The 24039-nt window shown below is 71.8% G+C and carries 21 protein-coding genes and 1 pseudogene; 16 read left to right on the top strand and 6 right to left on the bottom strand.

The features are described from left to right. Positions 1–90: 90 nt before the first annotated feature. A complete protein-coding gene (locus tag ABD946_RS02900; protein ID WP_345279745.1) occupies positions 91–630 on the bottom strand; it encodes a beta-class carbonic anhydrase in 540 nt (179 codons plus the stop codon). Positions 631–1288: 658 nt separating this feature from the next. Here ABD946_RS02900 and rsmH point away from each other — a divergent pair. The 15 genes from rsmH (at position 1289) to ABD946_RS02825 (ending at position 18799) form a co-directional block, all read left to right on the top strand. Further along, entirely contained in the window at positions 1289–2257 is a 969-nt protein-coding gene (gene rsmH, locus ABD946_RS02895) for a 16S rRNA (cytosine(1402)-N(4))-methyltransferase RsmH (RefSeq protein WP_345279743.1), read from the top strand. Positions 2258–2380: 123 nt separating this feature from the next. Further along, positions 2381–2878, top strand: coding sequence for a cell division protein FtsL (gene ftsL / locus ABD946_RS02890; protein WP_345279741.1), 498 nt, complete (start codon positions 2381–2383; stop codon positions 2876–2878). Further along, positions 2875–4995 (top strand): peptidoglycan D,D-transpeptidase FtsI family protein, encoded by a 2121-nt coding sequence (locus ABD946_RS02885; protein WP_345279739.1) that lies wholly within the window; start codon positions 2875–2877, stop codon positions 4993–4995. Before ftsL ends, ABD946_RS02885 begins: the two co-directional genes overlap by 4 nt. A gap of 113 nt (positions 4996–5108) precedes the next feature. Further along, positions 5109–6662, top strand: coding sequence for a UDP-N-acetylmuramoyl-L-alanyl-D-glutamate--2,6-diaminopimelate ligase (locus ABD946_RS02880; RefSeq protein ID WP_345279737.1), 1554 nt, complete (start codon positions 5109–5111; stop codon positions 6660–6662). Further along, complete coding sequence (locus ABD946_RS02875) at positions 6659–8059, top strand: UDP-N-acetylmuramoyl-tripeptide--D-alanyl-D-alanine ligase (RefSeq protein WP_345279735.1); 1401 nt, start codon at positions 6659–6661, stop codon at positions 8057–8059. The genes ABD946_RS02880 and ABD946_RS02875 overlap by 4 nt, the downstream gene beginning before the upstream one ends. Beyond that, the gene (gene mraY / locus ABD946_RS02870) at positions 8056–9117 is read left to right on the top strand and encodes a phospho-N-acetylmuramoyl-pentapeptide-transferase (protein ID WP_345279733.1); all 1062 of its coding nucleotides are present in this window, start codon (positions 8056–8058) and stop codon (positions 9115–9117) included. Before ABD946_RS02875 ends, mraY begins: the two co-directional genes overlap by 4 nt. Then, positions 9114–10544 (top strand): UDP-N-acetylmuramoyl-L-alanine--D-glutamate ligase, encoded by a 1431-nt coding sequence (murD, locus tag ABD946_RS02865; RefSeq protein ID WP_345279731.1) that lies wholly within the window; start codon positions 9114–9116, stop codon positions 10542–10544. Before mraY ends, murD begins: the two co-directional genes overlap by 4 nt. 32 nt (positions 10545–10576) lie before the next feature. Further along, a complete protein-coding gene (gene ftsW, locus ABD946_RS02860) occupies positions 10577–11923 on the top strand; it encodes a putative lipid II flippase FtsW (protein WP_345279729.1) in 1347 nt (448 codons plus the stop codon). A gap of 6 nt (positions 11924–11929) precedes the next feature. Continuing rightward, a complete protein-coding gene (gene murG / locus ABD946_RS02855) occupies positions 11930–13033 on the top strand; it encodes an undecaprenyldiphospho-muramoylpentapeptide beta-N-acetylglucosaminyltransferase (protein ID WP_345279727.1) in 1104 nt (367 codons plus the stop codon). Continuing rightward, a complete protein-coding gene (locus ABD946_RS02850) occupies positions 13026–13805 on the top strand; it encodes a cell division protein FtsQ/DivIB (RefSeq protein WP_345279725.1) in 780 nt (259 codons plus the stop codon). The genes murG and ABD946_RS02850 overlap by 8 nt, the downstream gene beginning before the upstream one ends. A gap of 387 nt (positions 13806–14192) precedes the next feature. Continuing rightward, on the top strand, positions 14193–15386 hold the full coding sequence (ftsZ, locus tag ABD946_RS02845) for a cell division protein FtsZ (RefSeq protein WP_345279723.1): 1194 nt from the start codon (positions 14193–14195) through the stop codon (positions 15384–15386). 118 nt (positions 15387–15504) lie between these two features. Continuing rightward, positions 15505–16290, top strand: coding sequence for a YggS family pyridoxal phosphate-dependent enzyme (locus ABD946_RS02840; protein ID WP_380150213.1), 786 nt, complete (start codon positions 15505–15507; stop codon positions 16288–16290). Positions 16291–16478: 188 nt separating this feature from the next. Continuing rightward, on the top strand, positions 16479–17087 hold the full coding sequence (locus ABD946_RS02835) for a cell division protein SepF (RefSeq protein ID WP_345279722.1): 609 nt from the start codon (positions 16479–16481) through the stop codon (positions 17085–17087). A gap of 99 nt (positions 17088–17186) precedes the next feature. Next, the gene (locus ABD946_RS02830; RefSeq protein ID WP_345279720.1) at positions 17187–17477 is read left to right on the top strand and encodes a YggT family protein; all 291 of its coding nucleotides are present in this window, start codon (positions 17187–17189) and stop codon (positions 17475–17477) included. A gap of 50 nt (positions 17478–17527) precedes the next feature. After that, positions 17528–18799: a DivIVA domain-containing protein gene (locus tag ABD946_RS02825; RefSeq protein ID WP_345279718.1), complete on the top strand. Its 1272-nt coding sequence runs from the start codon at positions 17528–17530 to the stop codon at positions 18797–18799. Positions 18800–19120: 321 nt separating this feature from the next. Here the strand turns inward: ABD946_RS02825 and ABD946_RS02820 are convergent, their stop codons facing one another. From ABD946_RS02820 to ABD946_RS02800, 5 genes are all read right to left on the bottom strand, one after another. After that, the gene (locus tag ABD946_RS02820) at positions 19121–19774 is read right to left on the bottom strand and encodes a hypothetical protein (protein WP_345279716.1); all 654 of its coding nucleotides are present in this window, start codon (positions 19772–19774) and stop codon (positions 19121–19123) included. Then, on the bottom strand, positions 19771–20493 hold the full coding sequence (locus ABD946_RS02815) for a thioesterase II family protein (RefSeq protein ID WP_345279714.1): 723 nt from the start codon (positions 20491–20493) through the stop codon (positions 19771–19773). Before ABD946_RS02815 ends, ABD946_RS02820 begins: the two co-directional genes overlap by 4 nt. A 97-nt stretch (positions 20494–20590) precedes the next feature. Beyond that, the gene (locus ABD946_RS02810) at positions 20591–21547 is read right to left on the bottom strand and encodes a chlorinating enzyme (RefSeq protein ID WP_345279712.1); all 957 of its coding nucleotides are present in this window, start codon (positions 21545–21547) and stop codon (positions 20591–20593) included. A gap of 5 nt (positions 21548–21552) precedes the next feature. After that, on the bottom strand, positions 21553–21822 hold the full coding sequence (locus tag ABD946_RS02805) for an acyl carrier protein (RefSeq protein WP_345279710.1): 270 nt from the start codon (positions 21820–21822) through the stop codon (positions 21553–21555). Beyond that, a complete protein-coding gene (locus ABD946_RS02800; RefSeq protein WP_345279708.1) occupies positions 21819–23330 on the bottom strand; it encodes an amino acid adenylation domain-containing protein in 1512 nt (503 codons plus the stop codon). Before ABD946_RS02800 ends, ABD946_RS02805 begins: the two co-directional genes overlap by 4 nt. Before the next feature lie 453 nt (positions 23331–23783). Here ABD946_RS02800 and ABD946_RS02795 point away from each other — a divergent pair. Beyond that, positions 23784–24039: pseudogene (locus ABD946_RS02795) on the top strand (hypothetical protein); the annotation flags it as partial.

Here is a 24039-nt window from a genome sequence, read left to right as displayed (position 1 = left end):
CCGTGATCTGACCGTTCGTTTCCTCCGCTTCGCGCAGTTCCTCGCGCCCCCGGGGTGACGACTTCGTCGTCCTCCCAGGGGCGCGAGGGTTCAGTGGATCTCGCGGAGGAGGCCGGTGTGGACGTCGAAGACGAAGCCGCGGACGTCGTCGCGGTGGGGGATGAAGGGGGAGGTGCGGACCCGCTGCATGGACTGTCGGACGTCGCCGTCCAGGTCGACGAAGGACTCGACGGCCCAGGTGGGGCGCTGGCCGACCTCGAGCTCCAGGTCGCGGCGGAAGTCCTCGGTGAGGCCGAGGAGGCCGCAGCCGGTGTGGTGGATGAGGACGATCGAGCGGGTGCCCAGGGCGCGCTGGCTGATCGTCAGGGAGCGGATGGTGTCGTCGGTGACGACGCCGCCGGCGTTGCGGATCAGGTGGGCGTCGCCGAGTTCGAGGCCGAGGGCGGCGAACAGGTCGAGGCGGGCGTCCATGCAGGCCACCACGGTGACGTTCCGCACCGGGCGGGCGTCCATCCCGCCGTCCCGGAAGGTCTTGGCGTACTCGCGGTTCGCGGCGACGAACCGGTCGGTGATGGACGGGGTGGAGTCGGCAGCGGCGGTCGGCACGGGCCGGTCGGGGGTCACTGTCATGCCGATGACGGTAGTGGCCTTCCGGCCGTTGCGGAGGGGGGCCGGTGGTGAACGGGTGGGGTGTGACGGAGGGCATAGCTGCTGAGCGGTGCCGCACGTCCGGTTCGTGCCGGTCCGTCCGGCGCGCGGTGGGGGCCGTGCGCGGTGCGGCCGTGCGGGGGAGCGGATGGCCGTCCCTGCTCCCACCTGCGGGAATCCATGCCGCCGCCCGGGTGGCGCGCGGTCGCGGTCGATTGACTCGGCAGGTGGGGACGGTAGAGTTCCGGCCAGTGGAGCCCCACCCCTGACGGCCCGTCAACCGCCGCCCGGGGCCGGGCCGGTACGCAGTCCGAGGCCTCCACCCGCTCCGTGTCCACCTGGCGCACCTTCCCCGGTGCCGGGCGGCCACTCCTTCCCCGGACGAGCGGGCGGGGACCCCGGCCTGCGTCCCGCAGGCACGCTCCCGGCGAAGGTGGTCACACCGGGGGCGCGAGGAACTGCGCGCAGGGGAACGGCAGCGCCTGCAACTGGCTCGTCTGCCCCGATCTCACACCGGGCCGCCTTCCGGACCCGCGCAGTTCCTCGCGCCCCCGGGGTGACCACTTTCGCCGGCCACCGTGGCGTGCCGCCGGGCCCCGGGTGGGCGGCGGGGTGGGCGGGATGGACCAGAATGGTCGTCATGAGCACCGACAGTCCGGCCCCCAAGCATGTCCCGGTGATGCTGCAGCGCTGCGTAGACGCGCTGGCCCCGGCGATCTCCGCCCCCGGCGCCGTGGTGGTGGACGCCACCCTCGGCCTCGGCGGCCACAGCGAGGCGCTGCTGACGCAGTTCCCCGAGGTGCGGCTGGTGGCCGTGGACCGCGACCCGGCGGCGCTGAAGCTGTCGGGGGAGCGGCTGGCCCGCTTCGGCGAGCGGGCGACGCTGGTGCACGCGGTGTACGACGAGATCCCCGAGGTGCTGGACCGCCTCGGCATCCCGGAGGCGCACGGCATCCTGTTCGACCTCGGCGTCTCCTCGATGCAGCTGGACGAGGCGGACCGCGGCTTCGCGTACGCCCAGGACGCCCCGCTGGACATGCGGATGGACCAGACCCGCGGCCTGAGCGCGGCCGAGGTGCTGAACACCTACACCCACGGTCAGCTGGCCCGGATCCTCAAGGTCTACGGCGAGGAGCGGTTCGCCGGGAAGATCGCCTCGGTGATCCTGCGCGAGCGCGAGAAGGAACCGTTCACCAACTCCGCGCGTCTGGTCGAGTTGGTGCGCAACGCCATCCCGGCGGCCACCCGCCGCACCGGCGGCAACCCGGCCAAGCGCACCTTCCAGGCGCTGCGGATCGAGGTCAACGGCGAGCTGGAGGTGCTGGACCGGGCCATCCCGGGCGCGCTGGACGTGCTCGCGCTCGGCGGCCGGATCGCCGTGATGTCGTACCAGTCGCTGGAGGACCGCCTGGTGAAGCAGTACTTCGCCCAGGGGGCCACCAACACCGCCCCGCCGGGGCTGCCGATCATCCCGGAGGAGCACCAGCCCTGGCTGAAGCTGCTCACCCGCGGTGCCGAGCTGGCCACGGAGGAGGAGATCGAGGAGAACCGGCGTGCCGCGCCCGTGCGGCTGCGCGTGGCGGAGAGGATCAGGGAGACCCGCGGCTAGAACGGACGCCGGACGGGGGGACGTGAGCGGCGAGGGAGAAGAGCGGTGCCGGTGGCCGGTGGAGGCCTGACGGGTGGTCGGACGCGGCGGGAGCGCGGGTCGGTACCGGGTCAGGGGGGCGGGGTGCGGATCTCGGTGCGCCCGGCCCGGCGGCAGGTGCGGGGGCGCACGCCCTTCGCGGTGTTGGTGGTGGCGCTGCTCTCGGCCGGGCTGCTCGGGCTGCTGATGCTGAACACCGCGCTCAACGAGGGCTCCTTCGAGCAGAGCCGGCTGGAGCGCCAGACCACCGAGCTGACGGACCGCCAGCAGACCCTCCAGCAGGAGATCGACCAGCAGTCCGCACCGGACGCGCTGGAGCGCAGGGCCCGTGAGCTGGGCATGGTGCCCGGCGGGGACCTGGCCTTCCTGCAGGACGACGGCTCGGTCAACGGCAAGCCCGAGAAGGCCGAGGACAGCCCGCCGGTCAAGCGCACCGACCAGGAGCTGTGGAGCCGCACCGGCGCCTCGCCGAGCCCCACCCCCGCGGCGCCGCCGCCCGCCGACACCGGGGTGCAGATCAACCCGGCCCCGCCGCTCGGCACCCCGTCGGCGGCCGCCCCGTCCGGAGGTACCGCGCGATGAGCACCCCCCGTCAGCCCGGTGGAAGCGGGAACGGCAGGGGGAGCGGCAAGCCCCGGCCCCGCCCGGCCGGGGCGGCCGGAGCGGCCCGCCCGCAGCCCGCCCGCCGCCCCGCCGCCGGTGCGTCAGGAGCCGCCCGGGCGGCGGCCGGAGCGCAGCGCCCCCGCACCCCGCGCCCGCGCAGCGGCGAGCCGTCGCGCCGTCAGCCGCCCCGCCGCCCGGCCCCGCCGCAGCCGCGGCTGATCAAGCTGGGCGATCCGAAGAAGCGGCTGCGGCTGGTGAGCGTGGCGATGGTGGCGGTCTTCTCGGTCTTCGCCGGCCGGCTGGTCCAGCTGCAGCTGCTGGACTCGGACGAGCTGGCCGCCGCGGCCCAGGCGAACAAGTACGTGCAGGCCAAGCTCTCCGCCGACCGCGGTTCGATAACGTCCTCCGACGGCGTGGCGCTGGCCACCACGGTGGACGCGTACGACGTCACCGCCGACCCCTCGCTCTACCCGCCGGACAAGTCGCTGGTGCCGGACGCCCCGGAGCAGGCCGCCGCGCTGCTGGCGCCGATCCTGAACCGGAGCAAGGAGCAGCTGGCCGCCCTGCTGCACACCCCGAAGACCCAGTGGGTGATGCTGGCGCCCCGTCAGAGCCCGGAGACCAAGAAGCAGATCACCGACCTCAAGTCGACCCTGGCCAAGCAGGCCGACACCGCCGCCTGCCGGGCCCAGCGCAAGCTGGTCGGCAAGCCCGCCGAGCAGGGGGGCCGGCAGACGGTGGACGCCGCCTGCGCCAACCCGCTGGCCGGGATCGTCTTCCAGGACTCCAAGCGCCGGGTCTACCCGGCCGGGGGCCTGGCCGCCAACCTGCTCGGCTACGTGAACGCGGACGGCATCGGCACCGGTGGCCTGGAGCTCCAGTACCAGGGCGAGTTGGCGGGCAAGGACGGCCACAGCACCTACGCCCAGGTGAACGGGCGGATGGTGCCGACGGCCGGCGGCAGCCAGCAGTCCCCGGTGGAGGGCTCGGACCTGCGGCTGACCGTCGACCGGGACATCCAGTGGGCGGCCCAGCGGGCCATCACCGACCAGGTGGCCAACGCCGGGGCGGAGAAGGGCTACGTCGTCGTCCAGGACGTGAAGACCGGTCAGATCCTGGCGATGGCCGGCTCCCCGGGCTTCAACCCGAACGAGCTCTCCAAGGCGAAGGCGGACCAGCTGGGCAACGCGGCGGTCGGCGACGCCTTCGAGCCGGGCTCCACCGCCAAGCTGATGACGATGGCGGCGGTGCTGGACACCGGCACGGCGGCCTGGGACACCTACGTCGAGGTGCCGAACACGCTCCAGCGCTCGGACCGGATCTTCCACGACGACATCGACCACCCGACCTGGCACCTGACCCTGGCGGGCGTGCTGGCCAAGTCCTCCAACATCGGCACCATTTTGGCCGCCGAGCGGCTCGGCGCCGACCAGGCGGCCTCCAACAAGGTGCTGCACGACTACCTGACCCGGTTCGGGATCGGGCAGTCCACCGGGCTGGGCTTCCCCGGCGAGACCAAGGGCATCCTGGCCAAGCCGGAGGCCTGGAACGGCTCGCAGCAGTACACCATCCCGTTCGGCCAGGGCCTGTCGGTCAACGCGCTCCAGGCCACCTCGGTGTTCTCCACGATCGCCAACGGCGGCGTGCGGGTGACGCCCAACCTGCTGGCCGGGACCACCGGGGCGGACGGGCGGTACGTGGCCGCACCGCCGGGCAAGGAGACCCGGGTGGTCAAGCCGGAGACCGCGAAGACCCTGACCGAGATGCTGGAGTCGGTGGTCTCGGACGAGCAGGGCACCGGCACCAAGGCGGCGGTGGAGGGCTACCGGGTGGCCGGGAAGACCGGCACGGCCAACCGGGTGGACCCCAAGACCGGCAAGTACAACGGCTACACCGCCTCCTTCATCGGCTTCGCGCCGGCCGACGCCCCGCGCGTCACCGTCTCCTGCGTGATCCAGGACCCGAAGAACGGCCACTTCGGCGGCCAGCTCTGCGGGCCGGTGTTCAAGCAGGTGATGGAGTTCACCCTGAAGTCCCTGCACGTCGCCCCCAGCGGCAGCCAGGCCCCGAACCTCCCCGTCGAGCGGAAGCCCTGATGAACGACCCCCAGCCCTCGCCCCGCCTGACGGAAGCTCAGCCGAAGCCGTCCCCGGCCGCGCCGGGGGGCGCGTTTGGCCCTCACGGGGGTGGGGCGGATAGCCTTCCGGCCGTGCCGAAACCCGATCAAATCTCCGCGAGCCCGCCCCGACCGACCTCCGTGGCCGCCCTGCCGCTGGCCGAGGCCGCCCGACTGCTGGGGGTGCCGGCCGTCGAGGGCGCGGCGGTCACCGGCGTCACCCACGACTCCCGGGCCGTCCGGCCCGGCGACGTCTACGTGGCCTTCCCCGGCGCCAACCACCACGGGGCCCGGTTCGCCGCCCAGGCGGTCGGGCAGGGCGCGGTGGCGGTGCTGACGGACCGTGAGGGCGCCGAGCAGGCGGCCGGCTGCGGGGCGCCGCTGCTGGTGGTGGAGAGCCCGCGGGCCCGGATGGGCGAGCTGGCCGCCGCCGTGTACGGCCGCCCGAGCGAGGGCCTGCGGATGATCGGGCTGACCGGCACCAACGGCAAGACCACCACCGCCTACCTGGTGGAGGGCGGCCTCAAGGCGGCCGGCCTGAACCCGGGCGTCATCGGCACGGTGGAGATGCGGGTCGGCAGCGAGCGGATCAAGAGCGAGCGCACCACCCCGGAGTCCACCGACCTGCACGCGATCCTCGCCGTGATGGGCGAGCGGGGTGCCGGGGCCGTGGTCATGGAGGTCTCCAGCCACGCGCTCAGCTACGGCCGGGTGGACGGCGTGGTCTACGACGTCGCGCTGTTCAACAACCTGACGCCGGAGCACCTGGACTTCCACCCGGACATGGAGGACTACTACCGGGCCAAGGCCAAGCTGTTCCAGGCCGACAAGGCCCGCCTCGGGGTGGCCAACCAGGACGACGCGTACGGCCGGCGGATCGCCGCCGAGGCGCCGATCCCGGTCACCACCTTCTCCGCCAAGGGTGACCCGGCGGCCGACTGGCGGGCGCTGGACGTCCAGCTGGGCCCGCTGGGCTCCACCTTCACGGTGACCGGTCCTGACGGCGCGTCGGCCGAGGCGAGCGTGCCGCTGCCGGGCCCGTTCAACGTCTCCAACGCGCTCGGCGCGATCACCGCGCTGGTGACCGCCGGGGTGCCGCTGGCCGAGGCGGTCGCCGGTGTGGCCGCCGTCCCCGGGGTGCCCGGGCGGCTGGAGCGGGTGGACGCCGGGCAGCCGTTCGTCGCGGTGGTGGACTACGCGCACAAGCCGGACGCCCTGCAGGCTGTCCTGGAGTCGCTGCGCGAGGTCACCAAGGGCCGCCTGCACGTGGTGGTCGGCTGCGGCGGCGACCGGGACCCGTTCAAGCGCGGGCCGATGGGCGCGATCGCCGCCCGGCTCGCCGACACGGCGGTGCTCACCAGCGACAACCCGCGCTCCGAGGACGCCCTGGCGATCCTCGCCACCATGCTGAACGGCGCCACCGAGGTGCCGGAGACGGAGCGCGGCGAGGTCCTGGTGGTCCCGGACCGCGCCGAGGCGATCGCCGACGCGGTGGCCCACGCGCACGCGGGGGACACCGTCCTGGTCGCGGGCAAGGGCCACGAACTCGGCCAGTACGTCCGGGGCGAGGTCCGCCCCTTCGACGACCGCGAGGTCCTGCGCACGGCCATCGAGCACCGTGGTTCCAAGGGAGTTGAGCACCTGTGATCGCACTGACCCTCGCCGAGGTGGCCGAGGCCGTCGGCGGCACCCTGCACAACGCGGACCCGGCCGCCGTGGTGACCGGGACCGTGGAGCACGATTCCCGCAAGGTCACGCCGGGCAGCCTGTTCGTCGCCATCGTCGGCGAGCGGGTGGACGGGCACGACTTCGCCGCGCAGGTGGTCGGGGCCGGGGCGGTCGCCGTGCTGGCGACCCGTCAGCTGGACGTCCCCACCGTGCTGGTGGACGACGTGCAGACGGCGCTGGGCAAGCTGGCCCGGGCCGTGGTGGACCGCTCCACGGCCGCCGTGGTGGCGCTGACCGGCTCGGCCGGCAAGACCTCCACCAAGGACCTGATCGCCCAGGTGCTGGCCCGCAAGGGCGTGACGGTCTTCCCGCCCGGCTCGATGAACAACGAGATCGGCCACCCGATGACCGCGCTGCGGGTCGAGCCGGCCACCGAGCACCTGGTGATGGAGATGGGCGCCCGGCACAAGGGCGACATCGCCTACCTCTGCGGCATCACCCCGCCCGTGGTCGGCGCCGTGCTGAACATCGGCACCGCGCACCTGGGCGAGTTCGGCTCCAAGGCCGGGATCGCCGAGGCCAAGGGCGAGTTGGTGGAGGCGCTGCCCGCCGACGGCACCGCGATCCTGAACGCCGACGACCCGCTGGTCAAGGCCATGGCGGCCCGTACGCAGGCGAAGGTCCTCTACTTCGGGGAGAGCCCGAACGCCGACGTCCGGGCCACCGGGGTTCACCTGGACGACGCCGGACGGCCACGCTTCACGTTGAGCACCCCGGCCGGTTCCGCACCCGTGAGCCTGCGGCTGTACGGTGAGCACCACGTTTCGAACGCCCTCGCCGCCGCAGCGGTGGCGGTGGCGCTCGGGATGTCCGTCGACGACACCGCCGCCGCCCTCGGCGAGGCGGAAGCGCTGTCCCGCTGGCGCATGGAGGTCGTCGAACGGGCCGACGGTGTCACCGTGGTCAACGACGCCTACAACGCGAACCCCGAGTCCATGCGGGCCGCGCTGCGGGCGCTGGCGAACATGGCTGGACGCGGCCCGGAGCGCCGCCGTACCTTCGCGGTGCTCGGAGAGATGCGGGAGCTCGGCGAGGACAGCCTCGACGAGCACGACGCCATCGGGCGGCTCGCGGTCCGACTGGACGTCACCAAGCTGGTGGCGGTCGGCGGACGGGACGCGGCCTGTATGGAACTGGGCGCGAGGAACGAAGGTTCGTGGGGTGAGGAGTCGGTGCTGGTGTCCGACGCGGACGCGGCGGTGGAGCTGCTGCGGGGTCAACTGCGGCCCGGGGACGTGGTCCTGGTGAAGGCCTCCCGTTCGGTGGGTCTGGAGCGGGTCGCCGAGGCCCTGCTGGCCGATGGAGCCGCGCAGTGAAGCAGATCCTGTTCTCCGGCCTGATCGGCCTTGTCCTCTCGCTGCTGGGCACCCCGGCGCTGATCCGGCTGCTGGCCCGGCACGGCTACGGCCAGATGATCCGGGACGACGGCCCGCAGGCCCACCTGAGCAAGCGCGGCACGCCCACCATGGGCGGCATCGCGTTCATCCTGGCCACCCTGATCGCGTACGCCGCGACCAAGGTGATAACGGGTGAGAGGCCCACAGCCTCAGGGCTGTTGGTGCTCTTCCTGACCGCCGGGCTCGGCCTGGTCGGCTTCCTGGACGACTACATCAAGGTCGTGAAGCAGCGCTCGCTGGGCCTGCGGGCCAAGGCCAAGCTGCTCGGCCAGTCGTTCGTCGGCCTGACCTTCGCCATCCTGGCGCTGCAGTTCAAGGACGACCGCGGGCTGACCCCGGCCTCCACCAGCCTGTCCTTCGTCCAGGACTTCAGCTGGTCGATCGGCCCGGTGCTGTTCGTGATCTGGGCGTACTTCATGATCGCCGCGATGTCGAACGGCGTGAACCTCACCGACGGCCTCGACGGCCTGGCCACCGGCGCCTCGGTGATGGTCTTCGGCGCCTACGTCTTCATCGGCGTCTGGCAGTACGGCCAGACCTGCGCGGTGATGGCCACCGCGACCAGCAGCTGCTACGACGTCCGCGACCCGCTGGACCTGGCCGTCATCGCCTCCGCGCTGATGGGCTCCTGCTTCGGCTTCCTGTGGTGGAACACCTCGCCCGCCAAGATCTTCATGGGCGACACCGGCTCGCTGGCCCTGGGCGGCGCGCTGGCCGGTCTGGCGATCTGCTCGCGCACCGAGATGCTGCTGGCCCTGCTGGGCGGCCTGTTCGTGATCATCACCCTGTCGGTGATCATCCAGGTCGGCTCCTTCCGGATGACCGGCAAGCGCGTCTTCAAGATGGCCCCGCTCCAGCACCACTTCGAACTCAAGGGGTGGAGCGAGGTGCTGATCGTGGTCCGGTTCTGGATCATCCAGGGCCTCTGCGTCGCGGTCGGCCTCGGCCTCTTCTACGCGGGCTGGGTGACCGGATGACGACCCCTCACAACCCCGACTTCAAGGGCCTGCCCGTCGTCGTGGCCGGCCTCGGCATCTCCGGCGTCTCCGCCGCCCGGGTGCTGCGCGACCTCGGCGCCGAGGTCACCGTGGTGGACGGCGGAGACGGCGAGGGCCTGCGCGTGCGCGCCGAGCAGCTCGGCGAGGGCATCGCGGTGCGGCTCGGCGACGGTGCCACCCTCCCCGAGGGGACCCGACTGGTCGTCACCTCGCCCGGCTGGCCGCCGAACAGCCCGCTCTTCCTGGCCGCCGAGGCGGCCGGGGTGGAGGTCTGGGGCGACGTCGAGCTGGCCTGGCGGCTGCGCAGGCCGCTGCCGGGCACCGACGAGCCGGCCCCCTGGCTGGCCGTCACCGGCACCAACGGCAAGACCACCACGGTGCAGATGCTCGCCTCGATCCTGACGGCGGCCGGCAAGCGCACCGCCGCGGTCGGCAACGTCGGCGTCTCGGTGCTGGACGCGGTGCTGGCCGAGGAGCCGTACGAGGTGCTCGCGGTCGAGCTCTCCAGCTACCAGCTGCACTGGGCGCCCAGCCTGCGCCCGCACTCGGCCGCGGTGCTCAACCTGGCCCCCGACCACCTGGACTGGCACGGCTCGATGGAGGCCTACGCGGCCGACAAGGGCCGGATCTACCAGGGCAACCGGGTGGCCTGCGTCTACAACCTGGCCGACCCGGCCACCCGCGCGCTGGTCGAGGAGGCCGACGTCGAGGAGGGCTGCCGGGCCGTCGGCTTCGGCCTCGGCTCGCCCGGCCCGTCCGACTTCGGCGTGGTGGACGGCCTGCTGGTGGACCGCGCCTTCGTGCCCGACCGGCACAAGAACGCGGCCGAGATCGGCGCCGTCTCCGACGTGCACCCGCCCGCGCCGCACAACGTCACCAACGCCCTGGCGGCGGCGGCGCTGGCCCGGGCCTACGGGGTGGACACCTCCGCCGTCCGGGACGGCCTGCGGGCCTTCCGCCCCGACGCGCACCGGATCGCCGAGGTCGCGGTGGTCGGCGGGGTCACCTACGTGGACGACTCCAAGGCCACCAACACCCATGCGGCGGCGGCCTCGTTGGCCGCCTACGAGCCGGTGGTCTGGATCGCCGGCGGGCTGGCCAAGGGGGCGACCTTCGACGAGCTGGTGGGGGGCGCCGCGGGCCGGCTGCGGGCCGCGGTGCTGATCGGCGAGGACCGGGCGCTGATCGCGGAGGCCCTGGCCCGACACGCCCCGGATGTCCCGGTGATCGAGGCGGCGGCCGGTCAGACTGGCGCCGTGGCGATGACCGAGGTGGTCCGCGTTGCCGCAGGACTGGCCCGGGAGGGCGACACCGTCCTGCTGGCCCCGGCCTGTGCCTCGATGGACATGTTCACCAACTACGGCGAGCGCGGCGACCTCTTCGCCGAGGCGGTCCGGGCGCTGTAACGAGTCGAGTACCAAGACGGGGGAGCGGTGTGATGGCGGGTCAGGCCCCGGAGCGAGGCCCGTGGCAGGCGCCGGTCATCTCGGCCAGCAGTGCCACCTTCAAGGCGGCCGACCCGGTCACCCGGCTGCGGCAGTTCCGCGGCCGGGTGGCCTACCTGCTCTCCCGTCCGCTCACCCCGTACCTGCTGATCGTCGGTTCGGCCCTGCTGCTGCTGGTGCTCGGGCTCAGCATGGTCTTCTCCTCCTCGCAGATCCTGGCCGTCCGCTGGGGCCTGCCGGCCACCTTCTTCGTGGGCAAGCAGTTCATCGCGGTGCTGATGGGCCTGGTCGGCCTGGTGCTGTTCGCCCTGATGCCGGTCAAGCTGCTGCGGATGCTGGTCTACCCGGTGGTGCTCGGGGTGACGGCCGCCCTGGTGCTGGTCGCGATCCCCGGCATCGGCAAGGAGGTCGGCGGCAACCGCAACTGGCTGGACCTCGGCCTGCTCCAGCTCCAGCCCTCCGAGTTCGCCAAGCTCGCGCTCGCCCTGTGGGCGGCCGACCTGCTGGCCCGCAAGCAGAGGACCCACATGCTCGACCAGTGGAAGCACCTGCTGGTCCCGCTGGTGCCCGGCACCCTGCTGCTGATGCTGCTGATCATGCTCGGCGGCGACATGGGCACCACGATGATCCTGATCGCCATGCTGTTCGGCCTGCTCTGGACGGTCGGTGCCCCGCTGCGGCTGTTCGCCGCGGTGCTCGGCATCGCCGTGGTGGCCTGCACCGCCCTGGTCATCACCGTGCCGCACCGGATGGACCGGCTGGCCTGCATCGGCGTCACCAAGCCGGACCCGAACGTCAACTGCTTCCAGGCCCTGCACGGCCTCTACGCCTTCGCGGCCGGCGGCCCGTTCGGCTCCGGCATCGGCGCCGGGGTCGAGAAGTGGGGCCAACTCCCGGAGGCCCACACCGACTTCATCTTCGCCGCGACCGGCGAGGAGCTCGGACTGGTGGGGACGCTGTCGGTCCTCGGGCTCTTCGCGGCACTAGGCTACGCGGGTATCCGAGTGGCCAGCGGCACGAAGGACCCCTTCGTCAGGTACGCCGCGGGAGCCGTCACCACCTGGATCATGGCCCAGGCCATGGTCAACCTGGGGTCGGCGCTGGGACTGCTGCCCATCGCGGGCGTGCCCCTCCCGCTGTTCTCCTACGGCGGGTCTGCGATGCTGTCGGCCCTGTGCGCCGTCGGGGTGCTGCTCTGCTTCGCGCGCAGCTCGCCGGAGGCCAGGGCGGCGCTGGCCGCGCGGAGCAAGAACAGCCGGTTCAGGTCGGTCCTGAACCGGGTGCTGCCAGGACGAACCACGGGGCGCGGGGCCGCGAGGCCGAAGCGCAGGGAGCGGTGAATTTCGGTGCATGTCGTACTCGCAGGCGGCGGGACCGCCGGTCACATCGAGCCGGCCATGGCCCTCGCGGACGCCCTCCGCCGGCACGACCCGTCCATCGGGATCACCGCCCTGGGCACCGAACGCGGCCTGGAGACCCGGCTGGTGCCGGAACGCGGCTACCAGCTGGAGCTGATCCCGGCCGTGCCGCTGCCGCGCAAGCCCACCCCCGAGCTGATCACCGTCCCGGGCCGGCTGCGCTCCACCGTCCGGGCCGCCCAGGCGATCATCGAGCGGGTGAAGGCCGACGCGGTGGTCGGCTTCGGCGGCTACGTGGCGATGCCCGCCTACCTCGCCGCCAAGCGCGCCGGGGTCCCGATCGTGGTGCACGAGGCCAACGCCCGGCCGGGTCTGGCCAACAAGATCGGCGCCCGGTACTCCGACTTCGTCGCGGTCTCCACCCCGGACTCCAAGCTGCGCGACTCCCGGTACATCGGCATCCCGCTGCGCCGCACCATCGCCACCCTGGACCGCAACGCCGTCCGCCCGGAGGCCCGGGCGTACTTCGGCCTCGACCAGCGGCTGCCCACCCTGCTGGTCTCCGGCGGTTCGCAGGGCGCCCGCCGGCTGAACCAGACCATCGAGACCATCGCCCCCCGGCTCCAGCAGTACGGGGTCCAGGTGCTGCACGCGGTCGGACCGAAGAACGAGCTGCCGGTGATCGACGACATCCCCGGGATGCCGCCGTACCGGGCCGTCCCCTACGTGGACCGGATGGACCTCGCCTACGCCGCCGCCGACCTGATGCTCTGCCGGGCCGGCGCGATGACCGTGGCCGAGCTGGCCGCCGTCGGCCTGCCCGCCGCCTTCGTGCCGCTGCCGATCGGCAACGGCGAGCAGCGGCTGAACGCCCAGCCGATGGTCAAGGCGGGCGGCGGCCTGCTGGTGGACGACGCCGAGCTGACCCCGGAGTGGGTGCTGCAGAACGTCCTCCCGGTGCTGACCGCCCCTCAGAAGCTCTGGGAGATGAGCCGGGCCGCCGCCGAGTTCGGCCGCCGGGACGCCGACGACCTGCTGGTCGGGATGGTGTACGAGGCGATCGAGGCCTCCCGGCGGGGCCGCCGTGGCTGAGACGCCGGTCCTCGACCCCGTCGAGGAGGACGAGGAGGCCGACGGCGAGTACCCGCCCCGGCTCCGGCTCTCCCGGCGGGGGATCGTGGTGCTGAGCGCGTTCGGGGCACTGGTCCTGGGCGTGCTCGGCTGGCTGGTGTTCTTCTCCTCGGTGCTGGACGTCCGGGTGGTCGCCGTCCAGGGCCTGGTGGGCGACAAGCTGACGGCCCACCAGGTGCGCGAGGCGCTCGGCGACGGCGAGCAGGGGCCGCTGGCCAGGATCGACCTGGACGAGGCCGAACGCCGGGTGGAGGCGCTGCCCCGGGTGGCCAAGGCCGAGGTCTGGCGCGGCTGGCCGCACACCCTGCGGATCAAGGTGACCGAGCGCCGGGCGGTGGCCGCCGTCAGGACCCCGGAGGGCAGGTACGGCCAGGTCGACGCGGCCGGCTTCACCTTCGCCACCGAGGACGCCGCCCCCGAGGGGGTGCCGGTGGTGGAGCTGGCGCTCAGTCAGCAGGCGAACGACGCCGCGGCGGTGTTCCCCCGGGAGGAGCTGCTGCGCTCGGCGATCACCGTCGCGGCGGGCCTGCCGGAGGCGGTCCGCAAGCAGGCCGGCAGCGTGAAGGTGCAGTCCTTCGACGACATCCAACTCCAGCCGGCCGACGGTGCCGTGGTGCGCTGGGGGAGCGCGGAGCGGACCGCGCGCAAGGCGCAGGTGCTCACCGCGCTGCTGGTCAGGAAGGCCCGGATCTACGACGTGAGTGCCCCGGAAGCGCCCGGTATCGGGGGTTGACGGCCCGTCGGGCCCGGAAGATCCGGTAAGTTCTCCTCCCGGAGGAGGTGTTGACGGAGCAGCAGCTCCGGCCCGACTCTTGGTGGTCACCCCGGTTTCACCCGGCAATGGATGATCACATAGGCTCAAAAGAAAAACGGGAAGCTCGGCGTGTTCGTTGAACACGGCCCGCTCGCCGCCATAGTGTCCTGTGTCACCAGGCTGTGTCCCACGGTGATGTGACGCAGGCACAGCTGCAACCCTAAAGGTCAAGTTTAGGGTTCGGGTCGGTGGTCGGAATTTCGGACATACAGTCAGGAATCACTCGGGCTCCCCACCCATCGACATCCGTCGGACCGCGCCAACCGGTGCGGGCGACCCGGAATCTCGAGGCGAGAGGCCTTCGACGTGGCAGCACCGCAGAACTACCTCGCAGTCATCAAGGTCGTCGGTATCGGCGGCGGTGGTGTCAACGCCATCAACCGGATGATCGAGGTCGGTCTCAAGGGCGTCGAGTTCATCGCGATCAACACCGATGCGCAGGCCCTCCTGATGAGCGACGCCGACGTCAAGCTCGACGTGGGCCGTGAACTCACCCGGGGCCTCGGCGCCGGGGCCAACCCCGAGGTCGGCCGCAAGGCCGCCGAGGACCACCGCGAGGAGATCGAGGAGGTCCTCAAGGGGGCCGACATGGTCTTCGTGACGGCCGGCGAGGGCGGCGGCACCGGCACCGGTGGCGCCCCCGTGGTGGCGAACATCGCCCGCTCGCTCGGCGCGCTCACCATCGGCGTGGTCACCCGCCCCTTCACCTTCGAGGGCCGCCGCCGGGCCAACCAGGCCGAGGACGGCATCGCGCAGCTGCGCGAAGAGGTCGACACCCTGATCGTCATCCCCAACGACCGGCTGCTCTCCATCTCGGACCGCCAGGTCTCGGTGCTCGACGCGTTCCGCTCGGCCGACCAGGTGCTCCTCTCGGGCGTCCAGGGCATCACCGATCTGATCACCACCCCGGGCCTGATCAACCTCGACTTCGCCGACGTCAAGTCGGTCATGTCCGACGCCGGTTCGGCCCTGATGGGCATCGGCTCGGCCCGCGGCGAGGACCGTGCCAAGGCCGCCGCGGTGATGGCCATCTCCTCCCCGCTGCTGGAGGCGTCCATCGACGGCGCCCGCGGCGTGCTGCTCTCCATCTCCGGCGGCTCCGACCTCGGCCTGTTCGAGATCAACGAGTCGGCCCAGCTGGTCAGCGAGGCCGCCCACCCCGAGGCCAACATCATCTTCGGTGCGGTCATCGACGACGCCCTCGGCGACGAGGTCCGGGTCACCGTGATCGCGGCCGGCTTCGACGGCGGCCAGCCGCCGGCCATCGTCCGCGACCCGGTGGTGAAGTCCACCCCGGCCTCCACCACGCCGGAGCGCCCCACCACCCGGCCGGCCACCTACGGCGGCGGCCTCGGATCGGTGACGGAGCGTCCGAAGGAGGCCCCGGCCGAGACGGCGACCACCACTGCCCCGCCGGTGCCGCCGCAGGTCCAGCCGGCCCGCCAGCCCTTCGTGGAGAGCCCCGCCGAGGAGCTCGACGTGCCGGACTTCCTCAAGTAACAGACCACGCGCCGATGCCCACCGCGTCCCCGTCCCAGGGCGGGAACACGGTGGGCATCGTGCGGTCCGGGGTGCGATCATCTGATCGCTCCTCCCGGCGAACCCCACCGAGGCGACCATGACTGATCTGTACGGACCCTTCCCGGGCGGCCCGGACTTCCTGGCCGCGCTGACCGACCGTCAGCGCGCCCGGTACGAGGAGCTCGGCACCAACCTGGAGGTCGTGGAGCGCCGGATCGCCGACGCCTGCGCCGCCGCCGGGCGGGCCCGCGAGGAGGTGCGGCTGGTGGTGGTCACCAAGACCTACCCCGCCGAGGACACCGCCCTGTTGGCCGCGCTCGGCGTCACCGACGTCGCCGAGAACCGTGACCAGGACGCCGCCCCCAAGGCCGAGACCTGCCGTGAACTGCCGCTGGACTGGCACTTCGTGGGCCAGCTGCAGACCAACAAGGTGCGCTCGGTGGTCCGCTACGCCAACCACGTGCACTCCGTCGACCGCCCGCGGCTGGTCGAGTCGCTGGCCGCCGCGGTGCGCAACGCCGAACGCCCGCCGCTCGGTTGCCTGGTCCAGGTCGCCCTGGACAAGGAGAGCGGCGAGGGCGAGGGCCGCGCCGGGGCCGCCCCCGACGAGGTGCTCGCGCTGGCCGGTGCCATCGCCGACACGCCCGGGCTGCGCCTGGACGGTGTGATGACCGTCGCTCCGCTGGCCGGGCCGCTGGCGGGCGACCCGGCCAAGGCCTTCGAGCGGCTGGCGGAAATCGCAAGCGCCGTACGCGGGAGCCACCCGGCTGCCACGATGGTCTCGGCAGGGATGAGCGGGGACTTGGAGCAGGCGGTGGCCGCCGGGGCGACGCACGTGCGTGTCGGGACGGCGGTGCTCGGAGTGCGCCCGACGCTCCGGTAACGTCAGCGGGTAAGTAGATCAGACTGCAGGACAAAACAGGACAGAACCCAGCAGCTGCCTACAGCGCTGGCAACCGTGGATCGACGGAAGTCCGCCCCCGCCCAAGCCCCCTGACGGGGTGTCGGGCGCGCGCGGGGACCGCAGGCGAAGGCCGGATCGATCCACCACCGAGCGGAGGAGACGGGAGCATGGCCGGCGCGATGCGCAAGATGGCGGTCTACCTCGGCCTCGTGGAGGACGAGACGTACGACGGCCAGGGGTACGACCCCGACGACGACTACGACGCGGACCCCGAGCCGATCCGGACCGGACGGACCGAGGGCCTGGACCGGCCCGCCCCCGCGGCGCCCGCCCCGGCGCCGGTCGCGCACATCGCGCCCCAGCCCGTCCCGGCCGCGGTGCCGATCCGGCAGGAGCCGCCGCGGATGGCGCCAGTGTCGTCCATCACACCCGAACGCCGCCACAACCTGGAGAAGAGCAGCCCGGTGATCATGCCCAAGGTCGTCAACGAACGCGAGCCCTACCGCATCACCACGCTGCACCCCAGGACCTACAACGAGGCCCGTACCATCGGGGAACAGTTCCGCGGCGGCACCCCCGTGATCATGAATCTGACCGAGATGGACGACACGGACGCCAAGCGGCTCGTAGACTTCGCCGCTGGACTCGTCTTCGGTCTGCACGGCAGTATCGAGCGAGTGACACAGAAGGTGTTCCTGCTGTCTCCTGCTAACGTCGACGTAACGGCGGAGGACAAGGCTCGGATCGCCGAGGGTGGGTTCTTCAACCAGAGCTGACCCGGCCACGACTTCATGTGTGGATCTGATGGCAGTGGAACGCGGCTGACGGACCGTCCGTTAAGAGCGGGACAGAAGGACCAGGGAGAGGGAGACTCGATGGGGATCGTGCGGGCAGTGCTCTACTACGCACTGAGCGCCTTCCTGCTCGTCCTCCTCTTCCGTCTGGTGATGGACTGGGTCTTCCAGTTCGCCCGCTCGTGGCGTCCCGGGAAGACCATGGTCGTCGTCCTGGAGGCCACGTACACTGTCACCGATCCGCCGCTCAAGCTTCTTCGGCGTTTCATCCCGCCGTTGCGTTTCGGGGGCGTGGCGCTCGACCTGTCCTTCTTCGTACTGATGATCATTGTGTTTGTCCTGAGATCGCTCGTGCTGACTCTGCCGTCTTGAGCGCTGCCACAGGATGCCGCTGATGCCGACGATCACGTTGAGGTGAAGAGATGCCGTTGACCCCCGAGGACGTTCGGAACAAGCAGTTCACGACCGTCCGCCTGCGTGAAGGCTATGACGAGGACGAGGTCGATGCCTTCCTCGACGAGGTCGAAGCCGAACTGACCCGCCTGCTCCGCGAGAACGAGGACCTGCGTGCCAAGCTGGCCGCCGCGACCCGTGCCGCCGCGCAGAACCAGGCGAACATGCGCAAGGAGCAGCAGCCGCAGGACGGACGCCAGCAGGGCGCCCCCGTCCCGGCCGCCATATCCGGCCCGCCGGTGCCGGGCCAGCCGCAGATGCAGCAGCCCCCGCAGCAGCAGGGCCACCAGCCGCTCGGCCTGCCCTCGGGCGCCCCGCAGCTGCCGGCCGGCCAGGGCGGTCCGATGGGCCAGCCGCAGCAGATGCAGCCCATGCAGCAGATGGGTCAGCCGCAGCAGATGGGCCAGACCATGGGCGGCCAGCAGCAGCTGGTCCAGCCGATGGGCGGCCAGATGCTCCAGCCGATGGGTCAGCCGCAGATGGGCCAGACCATGGGCGGGCAGCAGCTCCAGCCCATGGGCGGTCCGATGCAGCAGCAGCTCGGCGGCCCGCTCGGCGGTCCGATGCAGCCCCAGCCGCAGCAGCAGCCCGGTGGCGACAGCGCCGCCCGCGTGCTCGCCCTCGCCCAGCAGACCGCCGACCAGGCGATCTCCGAGGCGCGCTCCGAGGCCAACAAGATCGTCGGCGAGGCCCGCAGCCGCGCCGAGGGCCTGGAGCGGGACGCCCGCGCCAAGGCCGACGCCCTGGAGCGGGACGCGCAGGAGAAGCACCGCGTCGCGATGGGCTCCCTGGAGTCCGCCCGCGCCACCCTGGAGCGCAAGGTCGAGGACCTGCGCGCCTTCGAGCGCGAGTACCGCACCCGCCTGAAGTCCTACCTGGAGACCCAGCTGCGCCAGCTGGAGTCGCAGGCGGACGACTCGCTGGCCCCGCCGCGGATCCCGGCCACCGCCTCGCTTCCGCCGGCCGGCTCCTCCGCGATGAGCAGCCAGCCGTCCTTCGGCGGTCAGAACTCCTTCGGCGGCGGCGCCCAGCCGTCCTTCGGCGGTCAGAACTCCTTCGGCGGCAACGGCCAGCCCTCCTTCGGCGGTCAGCCGACCGGTGCCCCCACCGGCGCCGCGCAGATGGCTCCCGCCGGGATGACCCAGCCGATGGCCGCGGTCCGCCCGCAGCCGCCGCAGCCGATGCAGCAGGCTCCGGCCCCGATGCGCGGCTTCCTCATCGACGAGGACGGCGACAACTAAACAGCACCACCCACGAGGGCGCCCCCGTAGTGACGAACCGTCACCACGGGGGCCCCCTCGCGTTCTCCGGGGCGCGAGGACGTACCTGGTGATGCCGGGGGCGCGAGGAACTGCGCGAAGGGGAACGGCAGCACCTGCACCTGGCCGGCAGTGGGTCGGTTGCACGTGAGGGGCCTTCCGCCTCGCGCAGTTCCTCGCGCCCCTGGCATCACCGCCTCGCGCCCCTGGCATCACCGCCTCGCGCCCCCGGCATCAGCTCCTCGCGCGAACGCCGAAGGGGCGCTCGGAGCTGGTGTGCTCCGGGCGCCCCTTCGGGGTGGGTCAGGCCTTGTGGAGGCCGTCTTCGTGCTTCAGCGGGGGGCCGGGATCCGGACGGAGGGTCACGGTCAGCGCCGCGTGGACGCCCGAGACCCAGCCGGTGACCACGTCCAGAGCGGGGTCACCTGTTCGAAAGGGCCCGGGGACTCCGACGGTCCAGCTGTCGGTGGCCGGGCCGGCCTCCAGGAGCGGCCAGTCGTCGGGACGGAAGGGCAGTCCGGTGCCGGGTGAGAGCGTCTTGTACGCCGCCTCCCGGGCGCAGAGCCGCTGAGCCGACGTATCCGCCGCGGCCGCCTCCTCGATGTCCACCCCGCAACGGCGGGCGAAGGCGGAGTCGGCGACGAGCGCGACGGCCCAGGCCTTCGTGTGGGAGATGCTGCCGACCGACCCCGACGGCCAGACCGGCACCCCGCGGGCCGATCTGGCCACGGTCCGCCGTGGCCCGCCCAGCCGGGCGAGGCCCTCGGCGGCCGCTGCCCGGCCGGCCGTGAACTCCCGGCGCCGGCGCTCGGAGACGCGGAATCCCCGCTCGAGTTCCGGGACCCGCTCCGGTACGTCGAGGTCGGCGATCCGCCGTACTCCGATCGCGAAGCCGCTCGCCAGCCCGGCCCGGTGCGCCAACGAGACCAGCAGCCGGCCGAGCTCGTCCCCGCTCACGCCACCGGAGCGAGCAATCGCCGCGCGATGAGCTCGGCCAGGGCGGTGGCGTTCTCCTCGACGTAGAAGTGACCGCCGGGGAAGAGGTGGATCTGCGAGGACTGCGTGGTGTTGAGACGCCACAGGTCGAGCTGGTCGGCCGTGAAGATGTCGTCGGCGCCGTAGCAGACCACGATGTCCGCCTCGGTGACGGTCTGCCGGTCCTTGGCCAGGAAGGACTCGGAGATCGAGAAGTCCGCACGGAGCAGATCGGCGGTCCGGCGCCGGAGCTGCGGGTGGTCGAGGATCGTCCGGGGGACTCCGCCGCCGGACTCCGCCGCGATGCGGAAGATCTCCTCGTCACTGGTCGTCAGGGGCGAGCCGTCGAAGGGCAGGACCGCCCCCCGCGGGCCGGAGTTCGCGGAGGCGAACAGGGTGACGCACCGGTTCGCGGCGCCGGTCTCCTCCAACCGGGCCGCCAGTGACAGGCCGACGTAGGCCCCCAGGCTGTGCCCGAAGACGGCGAACGGGGCGTCGAGCTCGGCGACACCGTCCAGCAACGCGTCGACGGCTTCGTTCATCGTGGTGGCGGGCGCCTCCCGCCACCGACGGCCTCGCCCCGGCAGATCCACCGCGACGGGCCGGATCTCCGGCGGCAGGGCCTTGGCCAGCACGTCGAAGTAGCTTGCGGATCCGCCCGCGTGATGGAGCATCAGGAGGGGGAGGGGGTGCGTGGACATCGATCTCCAGTCGGCCGGGCCGGGCCGTGGAAGGCCCGGCGAGCGAGCGAGCCGGCGGAGGCGGCCCGGGGGCCGCCTCCGCCGCAGGGATCCGGGGTCAGGCCTGCTGGCGCGGTACGAACTGGAAGCCGCGCTGGCTCTCCTTCGCCACCCGGTTGTGGCCGTAGGTGTCCTCACCGGAGACCAGGACCGTGCCGTACTTGTCGAGCACGATGCCGCCGCCGTACTCGCTCACCTCTTCGGTGCCCGGGTAGACCTGGACCTGGGTGGGTACGAAGCGGGCCGCGTAGCCCATGCGGTAGTCCTTCTTGGTGCCGGTGTGCGGCAGCGAGGCGTGCATGAGCGTGGACCAGAAGATCACGCACTCGCCCGGCTTCATCACCAGGGGGAACGCCTGGGACTCGTCCGGGCTCCAGTCGGGGTCCTTCTGCAGCTGCCGGTAGTCGTAGCCGAAGAAGCCGCGCTTGATGCCGTCCTTCTCGCGGGCGTTGAACGCCTCGGCCTCGTACTCCATGCCCTTCGACTCGTCGTAGTTCATGAACTTGTGCGTGCCGGGCATCAGCTGCAGGCAGCCGTTCTCCTTGGTGGAGTGCGTGAAGGCGGTCCACACGGTGATGGTCCCGCCGAAGGCCGGCAGGCCGTTCTCGGAGGGCCAGAGGATCTGAGGGCTGCCGCTGGCGTGCGCGAAGGTCGCGGCCTGGTGCCAGTCGGTGCCCTCGTCGCCCTGGTACTTGGGGAAGAACTCGCTGCGCCAGCACAGGAGGTTCGGGCCGAGGATCGAGGCGACCCGGTCGACGATCTCGCCCTTGAGGATGTGCTCGGACAGCAGGTCGATGTCCAGGTGCCGGTCGTAGTTGGAGATGCTGCTCGCCTTGCCCTCACCCACCGGGTAGATGGCGTGGGAGCGGTCGCGCAGCTCGCGCTGGATGGTCTTCCAGCGCTCCTCCATCTCCTCGACCTCGTAGATCTTGATGGGGCCGAGGAAGCCGTCCCGCTCGAACTGCTCCAGCTCGGCCGCGGTCAGGGTGAACGTCGTCTGCTCGGAAGTCGTCATCAGTGTCATCCGCTCTGTACGGGGGTGTTGGTGGGGTGGAGGACGCTGGCGGCGACCTTGCCGAGGCTGTCCTCGAAGAGCACCTCGATGTCCAGCTCGACGCCGAAGCGCTCGTTGATCCGGTTGCCCAGTTCGAGTGCGAGGGCCGAGTGGCCGCCCAGGTCGAGGAAGTTGTCCTCGGTGGTGACCGGCTCCTCGAGGAGCTCCTCGGCCCATGCCAGGATCAGCGCCTGAGCCTCAGCCAGTTGCTCTCCGCCGTGTGTCAGTTCAGTCATGCGTTGACAGCCGTTTCGTTCCATGACCGGGCGACAGCGGCCCGGTCGACTTTCCCGTTGACCGTGCTCGGCAGTTCCGGCAGCCGCAGGTAGCGGGCCGGCTGCATGTAGGCGGGCAGTTGGTCCCTGACGTGTCGGCGCAGGTCCGCGGCGTCAGGGGCTCCGTCCTCGTCGCGGGCGACGAAGGCGCAGACCAGCCGGTCGTCGCCGGCCTTGAACTCCCGTACCTGGACCACCGCGTCGAGCACCCCCGGATGGGTGCGGACCACGGCCTCGATGTCGCTGAGTTCGATGCGGTAGCCGCGGAGCTTCACCTGGAGGTCGGCGCGGCCGATGTACGCCAGCGCACCGTCGGGCAGCCGGGTCACCAGGTCGCCGGAGCGGTAGTAGCGGACCGCCTCGCCGGTGTCCTGCTCCGTGACCAGCGGGTACTTGTCCGCGGTCAGGTCGGGACGCTTGAGGTACCCGTCGGTGACCTGCGGGCCGGCCAGCCACAGCTCGCCGGCCTCTCCGTCCTCGACGTCCCGGCCGTTCTCGTCGACCACCCGGAGCCGGAAGCCCGGCAGGGCGGTACCGATGACGGAGCGGTTCGAGGCCAGGTCGTCCGTCCCGACCTCGTGGAAGGTGGTGAAGACCGTGGTCTCGGTGATCCCGTAGCCGTTGACCAGGCGGGGTTGCTCCAGACCGTACCGCTTCGCCCACGGGTGGAGCGTCGCGGGCACCAGCTTCTCGCCGCCGAAGACGACGTAGCGCAGGCCCGCCAGGTCGTGGTCCGAGCGCAGTGCCGCGGCGGCGAGCGCGGTGAAGGCCGTGGGCGTCTGGCTGAGCACCGTGACGCCCGCGTCCACGATGACCTGGAGGTACTTCTCGGGCGAGCGTGCGGCCCAGTGCGGCAGCACCACCAGCTCCGCGCCCGTGGTGAGCGCGCCCCAGATCTCCCAGACCGAGAAGTCGAAGGCGAGGGAGTGGAAGAGGAGCCAGCGGTCCCGCTCGTCGAACTCGAAGGCCGCCCTGGCAGCGGTGAACAGCGCTCCCGCGTGGCGGTGTTGGACCGGGACGCCCTTGGGGGTACCGGTGGTGCCCGACGTGTAGATCACGTACGCCTCGGCGGAGGCGTCGTCGACGACCGTCAACGGCTCGCCGGTCGGGCCCTCGGCCAGTGCGGTGATCTCCGACTCGGCGATCACCGCGACGCTCGCGGTGTCGTGCCCCTCGCCCGGGTCGCCGATCAGCACGGTCGACTCGCTGTCGGTGAGGATGAAGCTCCTTCTGGCCGACGGGTGCCGGACGTCCAGCGGAACGTAGGCCGCCCCCGCCTTCAGGACGCCGATCATGGCGGCGATCGCCTCGGCACCGGGAAGCATCCGCAGGGCGACCCGGTCGCCCTGCCGTACACCACGGCCCTTGAGCAGCTGTCCGATGCGGTCCGACCAGGCGTCGAGCTCGCGGTACGTGTAGCGCCTGCCCTCGGCGGACAGTGCCGTGCGCCCCGCATGGGTGGAGGCCATTTCCCGGAACATCGCCAAAAGGCCGATTTCAGCCTCGATGGAAACAGATCGATCCATTTGAACCCCCCATTTCTGTTCTGTTGTACCTCAATTCACGTCTCGCATTACGAGACGCAATCCCCGGTGGCTGGTGGGCCGCTATCGACGCTGACACGCCACGGTCAAGATCGTCAAGATCATGTGACATCCGTCACACCTGATGGACTAGTGAGCAATTTTCGGGGTTGACTCGCTCGCAGCTTGCGTCCCACTGCTCACTCCGAGTAGGCGGCGGACGCCGGGGGCGGCGTGATCCTGACGGGATGTCAGTGTGATCCGAGTCGCAGCCCCTGAGCCCAACTCAGCTTCCAAGGGGGAGACTTGGCGAAAATCCGACTACTCGAATCCGGACAAGCAGGACCTCGGCGGCGGACTCGGACCGCGATCGCGCTCACGATCCTGGCGCCGGCGCTCGTGGTGATCGCCGTATCACTCCAGGTGGCGGGGCCTGTTGTCGAGAAAAGCCCAACCGGAGCGGAATCATCCATTCTGGATACGGTCGGACACTTCTTCCTGGGCGTTTCCGCCGTCCTGGCCGTGTCTCACATCATGGGACGTGTTGCCATTCTCTTGCGCCAGCCGCGAGTGACTGGTGAGATCGTAGGCGGACTTCTTCTCGGCCCCTCCTTCCTGGGGTCGGTGGCACCAGGGGTCGCTCACTTCCTCTTTC

The sequence above is a fragment of the Kitasatospora albolonga genome (assembly GCF_039535905.1).
GTDB lineage: Bacteria > Actinomycetota > Actinomycetes > Streptomycetales > Streptomycetaceae > Kitasatospora > Kitasatospora albolonga.
The sequence above is the reverse complement of the archived record's forward strand: the minus strand, read 5'-3'. Positions and strand labels throughout refer to the sequence as shown.

Excerpts from the sequence above, each read along its gene's own strand:
- ABD946_RS02825 (WP_345279718.1), top strand. The coding sequence starts at position 17,528 with ATGCCGTTGACCCCCGAGGACGTTCGGAACAAGCAGTTCACGACCGTC.
- ABD946_RS02835 (WP_345279722.1), top strand. The coding sequence starts at position 16,479 with ATGGCCGGCGCGATGCGCAAGATGGCGGTCTACCTCGGCCTCGTGGAG.
- ABD946_RS02840 (WP_380150213.1), top strand. The coding sequence starts at position 15,505 with ATGACTGATCTGTACGGACCCTTCCCGGGCGGCCCGGACTTCCTGGCC.
- ABD946_RS02800 (WP_345279708.1), bottom strand. The coding sequence starts at position 23,330 with ATGGCCTCCACCCATGCGGGGCGCACGGCACTGTCCGCCGAGGGCAGG.
- ftsW (WP_345279729.1), top strand. The coding sequence starts at position 10,577 with ATGGCGGGTCAGGCCCCGGAGCGAGGCCCGTGGCAGGCGCCGGTCATC.
- ABD946_RS02885 (WP_345279739.1), top strand. The coding sequence starts at position 2,875 with ATGAGCACCCCCCGTCAGCCCGGTGGAAGCGGGAACGGCAGGGGGAGC.
- ABD946_RS02815 (WP_345279714.1), bottom strand. The coding sequence starts at position 20,493 with ATGTCCACGCACCCCCTCCCCCTCCTGATGCTCCATCACGCGGGCGGA.
- rsmH (WP_345279743.1), top strand. The coding sequence starts at position 1,289 with ATGAGCACCGACAGTCCGGCCCCCAAGCATGTCCCGGTGATGCTGCAG.
- ABD946_RS02805 (WP_345279710.1), bottom strand. The coding sequence starts at position 21,822 with ATGACTGAACTGACACACGGCGGAGAGCAACTGGCTGAGGCTCAGGCG.
- ABD946_RS02810 (WP_345279712.1), bottom strand. The coding sequence starts at position 21,547 with ATGACGACTTCCGAGCAGACGACGTTCACCCTGACCGCGGCCGAGCTG.
- murD (WP_345279731.1), top strand. The coding sequence starts at position 9,114 with ATGACGACCCCTCACAACCCCGACTTCAAGGGCCTGCCCGTCGTCGTG.
- ABD946_RS02900 (WP_345279745.1), bottom strand. The coding sequence starts at position 630 with ATGACAGTGACCCCCGACCGGCCCGTGCCGACCGCCGCTGCCGACTCC.
- ABD946_RS02830 (WP_345279720.1), top strand. The coding sequence starts at position 17,187 with ATGGGGATCGTGCGGGCAGTGCTCTACTACGCACTGAGCGCCTTCCTG.